This is a genomic window from Pseudomonas sp. TWR2-1-1 (assembly GCF_049897045.1).
Classification (GTDB): domain Bacteria; phylum Pseudomonadota; class Gammaproteobacteria; order Pseudomonadales; family Pseudomonadaceae; genus Aquipseudomonas; species Aquipseudomonas versuta.
In genome coordinates this window covers 14,031-27,109 of sequence record NZ_JAFCVM010000003.1, presented here as the reverse complement: position 1 = coordinate 27,109, position 13,079 = coordinate 14,031, and the positions used below count along the sequence as shown (strand labels likewise).

The window sequence follows — 13,079 nt, the reverse complement described above, 5'->3', positions numbered from 1 at the left end:
AACATGACCGCCATCAACACTCAGACGCCTTTTGTTCCAGGGCGCCTCGAACAAATGTCGACCCGCATCGCCTTTTTTATCGCCGGGTTCGGGCTCGCCGCCTGGGCGCCACTGGTGCCCTACGCCAAAGCCCGGGCCGGGCTCGATGAAGCCACCCTTGGCCTGTTGCTGCTGTGCCTGGGCGCGGGCTCGATTCTGGCAATGCCCATCGCCGGCCTGCTGGCCACGCGCTTTGGCTGCCGCCGGGTGACGATTGGCGGCACCTTGCTGATTTGCCTGGCACTGCCGCTCCTGGCTACCGCCGGCTCCATACCGTTGCTGATCGCCACCTTGTTTGTGTTTGGCGCAGGCCTGGGCATCGTCGACTCCACCGTCAACCTGCAAGCGGTGATCGTCGAGCGCGCCAGCGGGCGCAATATGATGTCGGGCTTTCACGGCATGTTCAGTGTCGGCGGAATTGCCGGCGCGGCCGGTGTCAGCGCCCTGCTCGCGCTGGGGCTGACGCCGCTGTGGGCAATCGTGGTGGTGATCGTGCTGACCCTCGCCGCCTTGCTCAAAGCCGCGCCGCACATGCTGGCTTACGGCAGTGAAAGCACCGGCCCGGCGTTTGCGGTGCCCCATGGTGTGGTGCTGTTTATCGGGTTGCTGTGTTTTACCGTGTTCCTGGCCGAAGGCGCGATGCTCGACTGGAGCGCAGTGTTTTTGACCACCGAAAAACAGATCGGTGAAGCCTATGCCGGGCTTGGCTATGCCGCCTTCGCCCTGACCATGACCGCAGGCCGATTGACTGGTGACACCATCGTCAGACGTCTTGGCGCCCGCCGGGTGATTGTCCTGGGAGGCCTGTTCGCCGCTGTCGGGCTAGCGCTGGCAACCTTGGCGCCAGGCTGGGAAGTGGCCCTGGCCGGTTATGCACTGGTGGGTATTGGCTGTTCGAACATCGTGCCGGTGCTGTACACCGCCGTCGGCAAACAAACCGTGATGCCCGAAAACATCGCCGTACCGGCCATCACGACCTTGGGATATGCGGGGATTCTGGCGGGGCCGGCAGCCATCGGCTTTGTCGCCCATGCCAGCAGCCTGAGCATTGCCTTCCTGCTGATCGCCGCCATGCTTGTAGCCGTAGCCATCAGCGGACGGATCCTGAAGGTCTAAACATAGCCCCGCCCTCTGTAGGAGCGAGCTTGCTCGCGAGCTTTTGATCTTGAAAAGCTCGCGAGCAAGCTCGCTCCTACAGTCATACGTCGGCTTTAGAAGCCCACATTCGCCTGCACGAAACACCTACGCAGCTCCCCGAGCCAGCCCCCGGAATTGTTGCCCCCCTAAACCTCTGTAGGAGCGAGCTTGTCTCGCGAGCTTTTGATCTTGAAAAGCTCGCGAGGCAAGCTCGCTCCTACAGTCATACGTTTGCTTCAAAAGCCCACATTCGCCTGCACGAAACACCTACGCAGCTCGCCAAGTCAGCCCCCGGAATAATTGACCCCTGAACCTATGTAGGAGCGAGCTTGTCTCGCGAGCTTTTGATCTTGAAAAGCTCGCGAGACAAGCTCGCTCCTACAGTCATTCGCTTGCTTCAAAAGCCCGTATTCGCCTGCACGAAGAACCTACGCAGCTCGCCAAGTCAGCCCCCGGAATTGTTGCCCATGAACCTCTGTAGGAGCGAGCTTGCTCGCGAGCTTTTGATCTTGAAAAGCTCGCTCCTACAGTCATACGCTTGCTTTAGAAGCCCACGCTCGCCTGTACGAAGAACGTGCGCGGCTCGCCGAGGTAGATGCCGGCGTTGTTGTCGCTGGAACGGGTGAAGTACTGCTGGTTGAGCAGGTTTTTGATCCCCGCGCCTACTTTCAGGTTCGACGCCTCTGGCCCGAAGTCGTAGCCCACGCGCGTGCTCCAGGTCGCATACCCCGGAATGTCGCCGTACTGGCCATCCGCAGTCGGGTCGGTGATGTAGGTGCCGCCAGTCCCCGGCGCATGCTGTTTGGACTGGGCAAACATGTCCAGGTTGTAGGTCCAGCGGTCGACCGCATAACGGGCCCCCAGGTTGGCGACCTGACGCGAATACAGCGGCAGGTCGCGGCCCTTGAAGTTCATGATGTCTCCCTCGGCCACCGCCTTGGTGTAGGTGAATCCGGCATTCACCGACAGCCCGTCAAGGCGCGCATCCAGCGCCGACATGTCGTAGTGAATCGAGGTTTCGATACCCTGGTGCTTGGTCGCACCGAGGTTGGTCCAGCCCACATCGTTGCTCACGTATTGCAGCTCATCGGCAAAGTCGATGTAGAACAGCGTCACTTCGCCACCCCACACCCCGTTGTCATAGCGCGTACCCAGCTCGTAGGTCTTGGCTTTTTCCGGGCGCAGGCCTGCTGCCGTCTGGTCCCCCGTTCCGCCCTGCCCCAGCTGGAAATACTGCAGGCTGCCGAACGAAGTTTCATAGTTGGCAAACAGCTTCCACGCGTCCGAGAGGTGGTACATCACGCTCAGGGCCGGCAGCGCTTCGCTGCTGTCGATGCTGCGGTTTTTCTCCGGCACCGGCACACCCTTGCCGTCCAGTACCGGCCGGTCGTGCCAGTTGGTGCTGATACGCTCGAAACGAACCCCCGGGGTGACCGTCCAGTTACCGACATCGATCTGGTCATCGATATAGAAAGAGTTGGCCTCCGTGCCCCCGGTGCGGTCCTGATACACATGGCCGTCACCTTTAGGCCCCGGTACCGGCACGTTATCCACCAGCTCCAGCATGCTCGCCTGCTCGTGCATCGCTTCTTTGAGGTAGCGATAACCGACCCCGACTTCCTGAGTCACCGGCCCCAGTGTGAACACATGGGACACCCGCGGCTCAATGCCGAAGGTATGGTAATTGCGCGGGTAAGCCGACAGGGTTTGCAGGTTGCGCGCCGCAATATTGCTGCCGCGGAAGCTGTCGGTGTAATAGGTCAGGACTTCAAACTGGGTCAGGTCGTCAATCTGGCGCAGGTACTTGAAGGACACGTCCTTGCGCCGCCCGGTGAAGTTGTCATAGTCGCGCACCGACTGGTACGGATCGGCGTCGAATTGCGCCTGGGTCAGGCCGCCGGGCATGTCCGCGGTGGCATCGTAGTAATGGAAGTTGAGGCTGAAGTCATCCTGATCGGTGGGCGCCCAGTGGGTTTTGAGCAGTACGTCAGTGATGTCGTTGTCATTGTTGCGCGCCCGATAGCCGTCGCCCTTGACCCCGGAGTACAACAGCGCGGCACCGATGCCATTGTCGGCGGTGCCCCCCAGGAAGGCCGACTCCATGTGTTTCCAGCCACCACGCTCGGAGGTTTCCAGTGTGGTACCGACTTCGCCTGCAAAGGTTTCGGGAATCGCACGGGTCACAAAGTTGATCACCCCGCCCACGTTCTGCGGTCCGTAACGCACCGAGCCGGCACCGCGCACCACGTCGATGCTGTCCAGGTTGCCGGACGAAATCGGCGCCATTGCCAACTGTGGCTGACCATAAGGCGCGAATGCGGCGGGCACCCCGTCAATCAAGACCGTGGAGCGCGGCGACAGGCGCGAGGTCAGGCCACGAACCCCCACGTTCAGGGAAATGTCACTGCCACCGGTGCCATTGGGCGCCTGCACCTGGACCCCGGGGATTTTCTTCAGCACGTCGCTGACATTCATCGCGCCCTGCTCGACCATGGCTTCGCGGCGCACCACGGTGCGGGCGCCGGGGTGGTTCTGCACCACAGAGGCATTGGCATCGCCCAGCCAGTCGCCCACCACTTTCACATCCACCGGCCCCAGTTCCAGCGGGCCGGAAGCGGCTGAAGCGCTGACCGCAGGTGCTGCAAGCAGGGTCACGGCATCGCCGTTCAATTCATAGCTCAGGCCGCTGCCTTGCAACAATGCGCGCAATGCCTGCTCGGGCGACAAGTTGCCGTCGACCGCAGGGGCTTGCTTGCCAGCCACCAGCTGCGGGCTGAAAAACACCTGCAATGAGGTTTGCCGGGCCAGCTGGCTCAGTGCGGCGCCCAAAGGCTGGGCCTGAATCTCAATGGTGCTCGACGCGGTCTCGCCGGCAAATGCACACGGCAATCCCGCACTGACTGCCAGGGCCAGGGCCAGCGGCAACCAGCGCGTTGGTTTGATCGAAAAAGATGTGCTCAAGGGTGTATCAAGCGAACAGAATCGCTCACGGAGATTGTTGTTTTTCACGTCGAGTCTTGCCCTTGTAGATCGCACTTGAGTGCGACTGTTAATGCAAACCAGTTGCAGTTGTTCAAGAAGACGAAGAACTCGAAAAAAACCTGAATCGAAAGCGTTTTTATTTACTGGAGACTATTTCCTGACTGCCGTCCGCACGGGTATTGATGGCCACCGGCAAGATGCGCGGCAAGGCCTTGAGCAAGGCCTCGGTGTCTGTGGTTTTAAACACGCTGGTCAGGCGCAGCCGGGCCACTGCCGGATCCCTCACATGCAACGGCTGTTCACGATAGCGCGACACCTCGGCGGCCACTTGCGCAAGGCTTGCATCATTGAACACCAGTTGCCCTGCGCGCCATGCCGTCAACGCCTGGGTATTGACCGGCTGCGGTGCGCCCACCTGCCCCTGCCCATCGACCCGGGTGCCAAGGCCTGCGCTCAGGCTGACCGCGCCCCCGGCATCGCGGCCCTGCACCCGGACATGCCCCGACTCCACTGCAACCTGTGCCTGGTCGCCATCACGGCGGACATCAAAGCGGGTGCCGGTGACTGTCACCTGCCCGGCACCGGCGCGCACCACGAACGGGCGATCACTGTCATGGGCCACGCTGAACATCACTTCGCCCTGCGCCAGTTCGACCGTGCGCTGTTGCCCCTCGAAGCTGACCTGAATGCGGCTGCGACTGTTGAGTTCGAGCGATGAGCCGTCCGGCAACAGCACTTCACGGTATTCACCCGCCAGCGTGGCAAATTCGCCGTGATAAACCCCTTGCGCCGGCAGTAGCAGCCACAACCCGGCCCCCATCGCCGCCAACAGGCTTGCAGCCAGGCCGTACGCCATGACCGGGCGGCGCCTGGGCGATATGACCGGCAATTCGCACAGCGCCTGCAAGCGGGCTTCAGGCAACAGATCGGTGGCCGCCCACAGGCTTGCCAGCCATTGGTACTCGGCCTCATGGCTGGCGTGTCGGGTGCGCCATGCCTGGAATTCGGCCTGCTCGGCAGCGCTCAGGGATTGTGCCTGCACCCGCGTAAACCAGGTCGCGGCGGCATCGCGCACGCTCGCGCTGTCACACGTACAGTCACGGGTATCCATCATTCTGTCCTTATCTGATGTCGTCACGGCGCCTCCACCCGTTCACGCAAATGACGCAGCGTGCGGATCATGTACTTTTCCACCATGTTTCTGGACAGCCCCAGGCGCTCGGCAATCTCGGCCTGGGTCAGGCCTTCGATCTTCTGCCAGACAAACACCTTGCGACAGTTCAGCGGCAGTTCCTGCAATGCCCTTTCAACTGACTCAGCCAACTGGATAGCGTGCATGTACTGCTCCGGGTCGCCCGTTTCGGACGAACTTGGGGGAACGGCTGCCTGCTCCTTGGCATCGCGTAGCTCTTCTCGGCGAAAACCATCGACCGCGATATTACGCGCAGTCTGATGCAAATAGGCACGCGGCTGCTCCACCGTCTCCGGGCGGGATTCGAGCACGCGTAAAAAGGTGTCATGAGCCAGATCCTGCGCCTGCTGACGGTTGCGCAGGCGGCGGGTCCAGGTCCCGACCAACTCATCGTAATATTCAAGAAAACCCGCCCGGCGGGGCACTTCACGAGTCATTGCTCTGGACTACAAAGGTGGGGCGTGAATAGTAATGCTTCCTATTAATGCGAGCAATGACTTGCGTGCCGCCCGCCTGCCCCGCAACACGCACCGGCACCGAATCGCCGCATGCAACCTTTGATAATGGTTCTTATTTGCTCTAGATTAGGGGCCTTTTGCCCCTAGGACCTTCCCATGTTCGAGTTACAGGCCGTCTCTTTCGACATCCCCGAGCGCACCCTCCTGTACCCGCTGGACCTGACGTTGCCCCATGGTCAGATCATCGGCCTGATCGGCCATAACGGCTCGGGGAAATCGACCCTCATCAAGTTGCTGGCCCGCCAGCAAGCGGCGAGCCAGGGCACAGTGAAACTCGATGGGGTGCCGTTGTCGGCCTGGAAAAACCGCGAATTCGCACGCCAGGTAGCCTACTTGCCGCAACAATTGCCCGCCGCCGACGGCCTCACCGTACGCGAGCTGGTGCGCTTTGGCCGCTACCCCTGGCATGGCGCGCTGGGGCGTTTGACCGAGGAAGATCACGCCCAGGTCGAACAGGCCATGGAGCTGACCCACACCAGCGCCTATGCCGAGCGCCTGGTGGACAACCTCTCCGGCGGCGAACGCCAGCGGGTCTGGCTGGCCATGCTGCTGGCACAGAACAGCCGCTATCTGCTGCTCGACGAGCCGACCTCGGCACTGGACATTGCGCATCAGGTCGAGGTGCTGGGGCTGATTCGCGAACTGAGCCACAAGCTGGATCTGGGGGTGGTGGTGGTGCTGCATGAAATCAACATGGCGGCGCGCTACTGCGATCACCTGGTGGCGTTGCACAGCGGCCGCTTACTGATCCAGGGGCCACCGGCAGAGCTGATGAACAGTGCCGTGCTTGAATCCATCTACGGCATCCGCATGGGCGTCATGCCCCACCCGCACGACGGCTCGGCCATCAGTTTTCATTACTGAAAGGTTGCAGGTGTTTATCCCTGTCAGACACAGGCCGCCTTGCCCGGCGGCCTGATCTTCAACGGGCAGTTACCGCACAACTCGAGCTCGGGCAGCAGGTAACGCACGCAACAGACCTTACGCTCGCGGCGCAGGGTCGGCTGGCCCTGTTCGTCATTGACCGGCAGGTACTGCACCGGCTGGAACAGCGGATTGCGGCTGCCATCGGGGCGAATGCGGGTTTGCAGCAGCACATGCCCCGCAGCCAGGCGCTCGGCGGGCATCCCGGCCCGGGCCATGAGGTTGAGCAAGTTTTCGAAGTAGTTGCCGGCATTGCTCCACAGCACCTTGGGTGAAAGCTTCACCTGGCTGGACAAGGCCTGGAACAGCGGCTGCAAATGGTCGTCCAGCAAGCCCGAGAACAGCTCAAACGGATCACTGACATCGGCCGCGAACGGCTCGCCCTTGCCAGACAGGCGAAACGCCTGGGGCAGATACCCCTCGTCGAGCACCACAGCGGTGTCGTGGAGGGACAGCGGCAGGCGCCAGCGCAGCAATAGCGTGGCGCCCATCACCGGCGGCAACAGCTTGACGATGTAGTGCTTGGCCCACAACGACGCCAGGGCACGCCGGTCATCACCGTTATAGCGCTGAGCAAAGCCGCCCAACACGTCGCCGAAGGCGGCGGGCGCCAGCAGCAGGTCCAGGGGCATGCCCGGACGAGGATCGTCGGCCAGCACCAACACGTCCCGATAGGCTTCAAATTCACCGCGAAACAGCGGTGCTAGCACGTCGATCATCAGCCCCTGGCACCCTATTCAAAAAGGTAAATGAGAAACAGCATCATTCATCCAGCATACCCGATCAGCCGCCGCTATTCAGCCATCAGGCCGAGACGCTGTGCAGGGCCCGCGCCTCGTGAAGCGCACGGGACTGATTAACGCCCTCCAGGCGCTGCTCCAGGGCGGCGGCGATTTCCCCGGAACGGGCCGGCAGCACAGACAACAGAGTGTCGGAGAGGCCATGGGAATGCTGACTGAAACCCTGGATAAACACTGGCGTTTCCAGCTCCGGGCGCGCCAGCAATTGATAGTCGCGATCGACCCTGAAATCGTCCAGATAGTCCTTGAGCGGCGCCAGCAGTTCACGATGGGAGCGGCGTTCGTAGCCCGTCGCCAGGATCACCGCATCGTAGCGCCGCGCCTCAGTGCTACCGGTGGCCAGGTCGCGCAGCTGCAATTGCACACGGCCATCCACATCACTGGCGCTTTCGATCATGCGCCGGCAGAGAAAAGCGTGGCGCTCGATGCCGCTGACTTTCTGGCGATAGAGAATGGCGTAGATACGCTCGATCAGGTCCAGGTCCACCACCGAGTAGTTGGTGTTGTGGTACTCGCGGATCAGCCGCTCGCGCTCGGTTTCCGGCTGATTGAACACCAGGTCGGTGTAGTCGGGGCCGAAGATCTCGTTGACGAACGGGCTGTCGTCGGCGGGCTTGAGCACGGCCGCGCGCAGGATCATGTCGACCTGCACGTTGGGGAAGTTGTCACTGAGGTCGATAAAGGCCTCTGCGGCGCTCTGCCCGGCGCCCACCACGGCGATACGCATCGGCTCGCCACGGCTGCACGCCTGGGTGGCCATGGCCGACAGGTAGCGCGCATGGTGAAACACTCGCGGGTCATCCTTGAACCCGGCAAACGCCGGGGGAATTTTCGGCGTACCGCCGGTGCTGACGATCACCGAGCGGGTCTGGCGGCTCACTTCGCAACCTTGCTGGTTCTGGCTGATCACATTCAGCCGCTGCACCCGGCCGTCCGCTTCCACTACCGGCTCGACGCGCAGCACTTGTTCGCCATAGCGGCTCTGCCCGGCGAACTGCACGGCGACCCAGCGCAGGTAGTCGTTGTACTCCATGCGGCACGGGTAAAAGGTCCCCAGGTTGATGAAGTCCACCAGCCGGCCATGGGCCTTGAGGTAGTTGACGAACGAGAAACGGCTGGACGGGTTGCGCAGGGTCACCAGGTCCTTGAGAAACGAAATCTGCAGTTCGCTCTGGGCCACCAGCGTGTTGCCATGCCAGTTGTAGTCGGGCTGGCGCTCCAGGAACATCGCATCAAAAGCCTTGCCGCCCTGTTCCGCGCGTTCTTGCAGGGCAATGGCCAGGGCCAGGTTGGAAGGGCCGAAGCCGATGCCGATCAGGTCGTGGGGGGCCGTCGGGTTGAAGTGCTGGGTCATGTGACCGATTCCTTCCAGTAGAGGGTGAGAGAGCGGTGGCCGGAACCGGGTCCGGCCGCTGGAGAATGTGTCCTTAGAAGACGCTTGCGGCCTCGGCGAATTTAACGCCCTCTGGCTGCCGGTTTACGTCGAGGGCTGCCAGTGCCCGGGCAAGATCGGCCATGAAGACCGGGTGACGGATAATGTCCAGATGCTGTGCACCCGCCACACAGCGCTGCTCGATCACCTTTACCAGCGCGCTCCAGTCACGCAGGCGCTCGCTGCGGGTCAGGGAATCGGCGGCCTGCCAGACATGGGCAGCCACCGGCACGGGTGCGTGCACATGGCGGGCGGCTTTGAGGCGCTTGTCGAGCAAGGCCCACTGTTCGAATTCCCGGGACAGCAAGTCCGGTCCGTCGCTGGGCAATTGCCCGTCGTGGGCCAGCACATGCTCGGTCAGGGCATCGCGCTCGCGCTCGTCCATCAGCGCGAACAATTGCCGCCACTCAAGCGCCATCGCCGAGCGGGCCAGCCAGCTGTCCAGCAGCGGTTGTGCGCGAGCACGTGCCGCCTCGTCGGGGATCTGGCGCGGATGAAACGGCACCGATTCGAACACGTCCACCAGCCCAAGAAAGTCGACCTGCGCCCGCCCTTGCAGCAGGCGCGCAGTTTCCAGCGCCAGCTCGCCGCCGGACGACCAGCCGAGCAAGGCGCAGCGCCCGCCCTTGACCGTGCGTGCAATGTAGTCGGCGTATTCCCGGGCCAGCGCGGGCAGATCATAGCCACGCCAGCGTTGCTCGGTGTAGACATGGCTGACGAACCCGTACACCGGCCGGGTGCCGCCCAGGGTCTCCACCAGAGGCTTGAATTCGCTGCTGTTGACGATCAGCCCCGGCAGGCAGAACAGCGGCACACCGCTCCCCGAACGCGACAGGAACACCACCTCCGGGTCGATCACTGGAGGTGGCGCCAGACGTTCGGCCAGGGCCGCGAGGCTCGGGGCATTAAGCAAGTCGGCCAGGGTCAGCTTGCGCTCACCCTGCAGGCCCTGCTTGCGGATGCGCGACAGCAGTTTAAGGCTCAGCAGCGAGTCGCCGCCCAGTTCGCCAAAGGAGGCGTCTCGGGACATAACGCTCTGCCCCAGCAGGTCGCTCCACAACTGTGCCAGCGCCTGCTCCACCGGCCCCCTCGGGCCCTCGCCCGACGGCCGGGTGGCTTGCGTGCGGGTTAGGGCGTGGCGGTCAAGTTTGCCGTTGGCAGTCAACGGCAGTTGCTCCAGCACGGTCCAGCGGGACGGCACCAGGGCGTCCGGCAACTGGCTGGCCAGGGACTGGCGCAGGGTTTCCACAGCGATGCCCGGCTCCAGCACCAGACAGGCATGCAATTGATCGCCGCCATCCTCACCGGGCATGCCGATCACGGCCGCCTCCCGCACGCCGGGCAGGCGCCGCAACGCAGCGCTGACTTCGCCGGGTTCGACCCGGTAACCACGGATTTTCACCTGATCATCGCTGCGTCCCAGGTATTCCAGGCTGCCGTCATCCAGCCGTCGCACCCGATCGCCGCTACGATACAGGCGTGCACCGGGTGCGCCGAACGGGTCCGGCACATAGCGCTCGGCCGTCAGAGCCGGGCGCCCCGCATAGCCCTGGGTAACACCGGGGCCGCCCAGGTACAGCTCGCCGGTGACGCCGTTACCCACCGGGTTGAGCCAGGCATCCAGCACCCGGGCTTCAACCCCGGCCAGCGCTGTGCCGACAGGCAAGGTGCGGGCGCGCAGGCGATCGGCATGGGCGGCGTCCTGGCACAGCGCACCCACCGTGGTCTCGGTGGGGCCGTAATGGTTGAACACGCGCAAGTGCGGGGCAAGCTGGCGAATCTGCTCCAGCAGCTCCCAGGAAGTGGCTTCGCCGCCCAGGATCAATGTATGCCGTGGCAGCACCCGGGCCGGGTCGCGGGCGTTGAGCAAGGCCTGCAAATGACTGGGGGTGATTTTCAGCACGTCGGCCCCCTGTTCGCTTTGCCAATGGGCAAAGGCGTCGGGGTCGAAGGCCTGTTCATCGGCGGCCAGGTGCAGCACACCACCCTGGCTCAGGGCGCTGAACAGCACCGTATGGCCGAGGTCGGCGGCCACCGTCGAAACCAGCGCGAAGCTGCTGCGCGCCGGCAATTGCAGACGCTGGTTCAGCCCCGCGACATAGGCGGCCAGGTTGCCGCGACTGGCAACCACGGCCTTGGGCGTACCACTGGAGCCGGAGGTGTAGATCAAGTATGCGGGCAACTGCGGCACGTGGCTGGGCCAGGCCGCCATCGACGCGGGCAGCGGCAGATCCGGCTCCAGCGCCAGCCAGTCCAGACCCGGCACCCCGGGGTCCGCCCCCAATACCAGGCACGCACCGCTGTCAGCCAACACCGCCGTGCGGCGTTCGGCCGGCCAGCGCGGGTCCACTGGCACATAGGCGGCACCACACTTGAGTGCGGCCAGAATGCCGATCACCAGCCCCGGCGTACGCCCGGTCAACAGCGCCACCCGGGCTCCGGGGCCGACGCCCCGGGCCAGCAGATGTTGGCCAAGGGCCTCGGCGGCGCGCTCGATATCGCCGCGAGAGAAGCTCATCCCGTTACAGGTCAGGGCGGCGGCGTCAGGGCTGAGCCGATGCTGGCGCTGCCAGGCCGCCAGTACGTCTTCCGTGGCAACTGCCGATGCATCGGCACGGTCTTCAGACCTCACAGCGAGCCCCATCAAGGGCTGCTCCGGCGTCAGACTCACGGCGTCGGCCAGCACCCGCAGATCCTCTGCCAGGGCTTCAATGCGCTCGGCGTCGAACAGGTCGCAGGCATAGGCGATCAGCACTTCGATGCCATCGGCGCGGTCGGTGAAATCCACGCTGAGATCGAAATGCACCTCCCCCGCCACCAGCCCGTCCAGGCTCATAGACAGCCCGGCAAAGCGCTGCGGGCGACGGGCCGACTGCTCGGTGCACTTGACCTGGAACAGCGGATGGGTGCCCGCCTCGCGGGGAGGCGCCAGGGCTTGCAAGAGCTGGTCGAACGGCAACTGGGAATGCTCCTGGGCCTCGAGCAGGGTGCCGCGCACCTGATGCAGCAGCGCAGTAAAGTGGCAGCGCTCATCGACCCGGTTGCTCAACACGCTCAGGGTGGTGAAGTAGCCCACCACCCGCTGGGTTTCAGCCCGCGAGCGATTGGCCAGCGGCGAGCCGATGCGCACTCGCTCGGCGCCACTCTGGCGGGCGAGCAACAGGTTGAGCAGCGCCAGCATGGCCATGAAGGTCGTCGCACCGTTGGCCTTGGCGAGGCTGCGCAAGCGCTGGCTGGTGTCTGCTGGCAGCTGCAGACGCACACTGGCACCGCGTGAGTCTCGATCCGCGCTGCGCGGGCGGTCCAGCACCAGCGCCAGAGGGGTGTGATCGTCACCCAGTTGCTTGCGCCAATAATCCAGCTGCCGGGTTTGCTCGCCCGCATCCAGCCAGCGCTGTTGCCAACCGGCATAATCGGCGTATTGCACAGTCAGCGCAGGCCATTGCGCGACCTGCCCCTGACAGCGCGCAGCGTAGGCCGTGGCCAGGTCTTCGATAATCAGGCCGATGGACCAGCCGTCAGCGAGGATGTGATGCAGGACGATCACCAGCCGGTGCTGCTGCGGATCGAGGCGATGCAGTTCCAGACGCAGCGCCGGTCCGGCCTGCAGGTCGAATGCCTGGCACGTCAGGGCCTGGGCCCGTTGCCGCGACGCGGCCTCGTCCAGCTCCAGGTAGGCCAGTGGCTGGAACTGCGCCGGGTTGGCCCGTTGCTGAGGTTCGCCGTCGGCGTCCTGGGTAAAGGACGTACGCAGCGCTTCGTGGCGGGCGAGCAAGTCATTGCAAGCCTGCTCCAGAGCGTCGACATCCAGCAGCCCCCCCAGACGCAGCACGCCCGCCAGGTTATAGGCCGGGCTGTCGGGTTCGCTCTGCCAGGCAATCCACAAGCCGCGCTGGGCGGCGGAAAGCGGTGAGGCATCCGCGCGGGGCAGCGCGACCATCGGCAGATCAGTAAAGCGGATGCCGTTTTCCTCGAGCCTGGCGAGAAAGGCCTGGCGCCGTTCAGGGGACAGTTCGGCGAAACGCCGGGCGATTTGATGCGGATCAATACTCATC

8 protein-coding genes are annotated in these 13,079 nt (G+C 63.8%); 2 read left to right on the top strand and 6 right to left on the bottom strand.

Translation table 11 applies throughout. The annotated features are described in order from the left end of the window. Nucleotides 1-3: 3 nt before the first annotated feature. Complete coding sequence (locus ACP7BO_RS08340; RefSeq protein WP_060693106.1) at nucleotides 4-1,155, top strand: MFS transporter; 1,152 nt, start codon at nucleotides 4-6, stop codon at nucleotides 1,153-1,155. Nucleotides 1,156-1,719: 564 nt separating this feature from the next. On the opposite strand, the gene ACP7BO_RS08335 is transcribed toward ACP7BO_RS08340, so the two are convergent. From ACP7BO_RS08335 to ACP7BO_RS08325, 3 genes are all read right to left on the bottom strand, one after another. Continuing rightward, complete coding sequence (locus tag ACP7BO_RS08335) at nucleotides 1,720-4,137, bottom strand: TonB-dependent siderophore receptor (RefSeq protein ID WP_426209557.1); 2,418 nt, start codon at nucleotides 4,135-4,137, stop codon at nucleotides 1,720-1,722. Nucleotides 4,138-4,294: 157 nt separating this feature from the next. After that, entirely contained in the window at nucleotides 4,295-5,269 is a 975-nt protein-coding gene (locus ACP7BO_RS08330) for a FecR family protein (protein ID WP_397457262.1), read from the bottom strand. A 23-nt stretch (nucleotides 5,270-5,292) separates the two neighbouring features. Then, nucleotides 5,293-5,787: a sigma-70 family RNA polymerase sigma factor gene (locus ACP7BO_RS08325; protein WP_397457078.1), complete on the bottom strand. Its 495-nt coding sequence runs from the start codon at nucleotides 5,785-5,787 to the stop codon at nucleotides 5,293-5,295. A 177-nt stretch (nucleotides 5,788-5,964) separates the two neighbouring features. On the opposite strand from ACP7BO_RS08325, the gene ACP7BO_RS08320 reads away from it, so the two are divergent. Further along, nucleotides 5,965-6,732 carry an ATP-binding cassette domain-containing protein gene (locus ACP7BO_RS08320; protein ID WP_397457079.1) on the top strand — a complete coding sequence of 256 codons (768 nt, stop codon included), beginning with the start codon at nucleotides 5,965-5,967 and terminating at the stop codon, nucleotides 6,730-6,732. A 23-nt stretch (nucleotides 6,733-6,755) separates the two neighbouring features. Here the strand turns inward: ACP7BO_RS08320 and fhuF are convergent, their stop codons facing one another. From fhuF to ACP7BO_RS08305, 3 genes are all read right to left on the bottom strand, one after another. Continuing rightward, a complete protein-coding gene (gene fhuF / locus ACP7BO_RS08315) occupies nucleotides 6,756-7,511 on the bottom strand; it encodes a siderophore-iron reductase FhuF (protein ID WP_426209554.1) in 756 nt (251 codons plus the stop codon). A gap of 85 nt (nucleotides 7,512-7,596) precedes the next feature. Then, nucleotides 7,597-8,946, bottom strand: a complete 1,350-nt coding sequence (locus ACP7BO_RS08310; RefSeq protein ID WP_426209552.1) for a lysine N(6)-hydroxylase/L-ornithine N(5)-oxygenase family protein — start codon at nucleotides 8,944-8,946, stop codon at nucleotides 7,597-7,599. A 73-nt stretch (nucleotides 8,947-9,019) separates the two neighbouring features. Further along, a complete protein-coding gene (locus ACP7BO_RS08305) occupies nucleotides 9,020-13,078 on the bottom strand; it encodes an amino acid adenylation domain-containing protein (protein ID WP_426209550.1) in 4,059 nt (1,352 codons plus the stop codon). Between the last annotated feature and the right edge of the window lies 1 nt (nucleotide 13,079).

Bases quoted from the DNA above. Each gene is read 5' to 3' on its own strand.
- fhuF (WP_426209554.1), bottom strand. From the start codon at position 7,511: ATGATCGACGTGCTAGCACCGCTGTTTCGCGGTGAATTTGAAGCCTAT.
- ACP7BO_RS08310 (WP_426209552.1), bottom strand. From the start codon at position 8,946: ATGACCCAGCACTTCAACCCGACGGCCCCCCACGACCTGATCGGCATC.
- ACP7BO_RS08325 (WP_397457078.1), bottom strand. From the start codon at position 5,787: ATGACTCGTGAAGTGCCCCGCCGGGCGGGTTTTCTTGAATATTACGAT.
- ACP7BO_RS08330 (WP_397457262.1), bottom strand. From the start codon at position 5,269: ATGGATACCCGTGACTGTACGTGTGACAGCGCGAGCGTGCGCGATGCC.
- ACP7BO_RS08305 (WP_426209550.1), bottom strand. From the start codon at position 13,078: ATGAGTATTGATCCGCATCAAATCGCCCGGCGTTTCGCCGAACTGTCC.
- ACP7BO_RS08340 (WP_060693106.1), top strand. From the start codon at position 4: ATGACCGCCATCAACACTCAGACGCCTTTTGTTCCAGGGCGCCTCGAA.
- ACP7BO_RS08320 (WP_397457079.1), top strand. From the start codon at position 5,965: ATGTTCGAGTTACAGGCCGTCTCTTTCGACATCCCCGAGCGCACCCTC.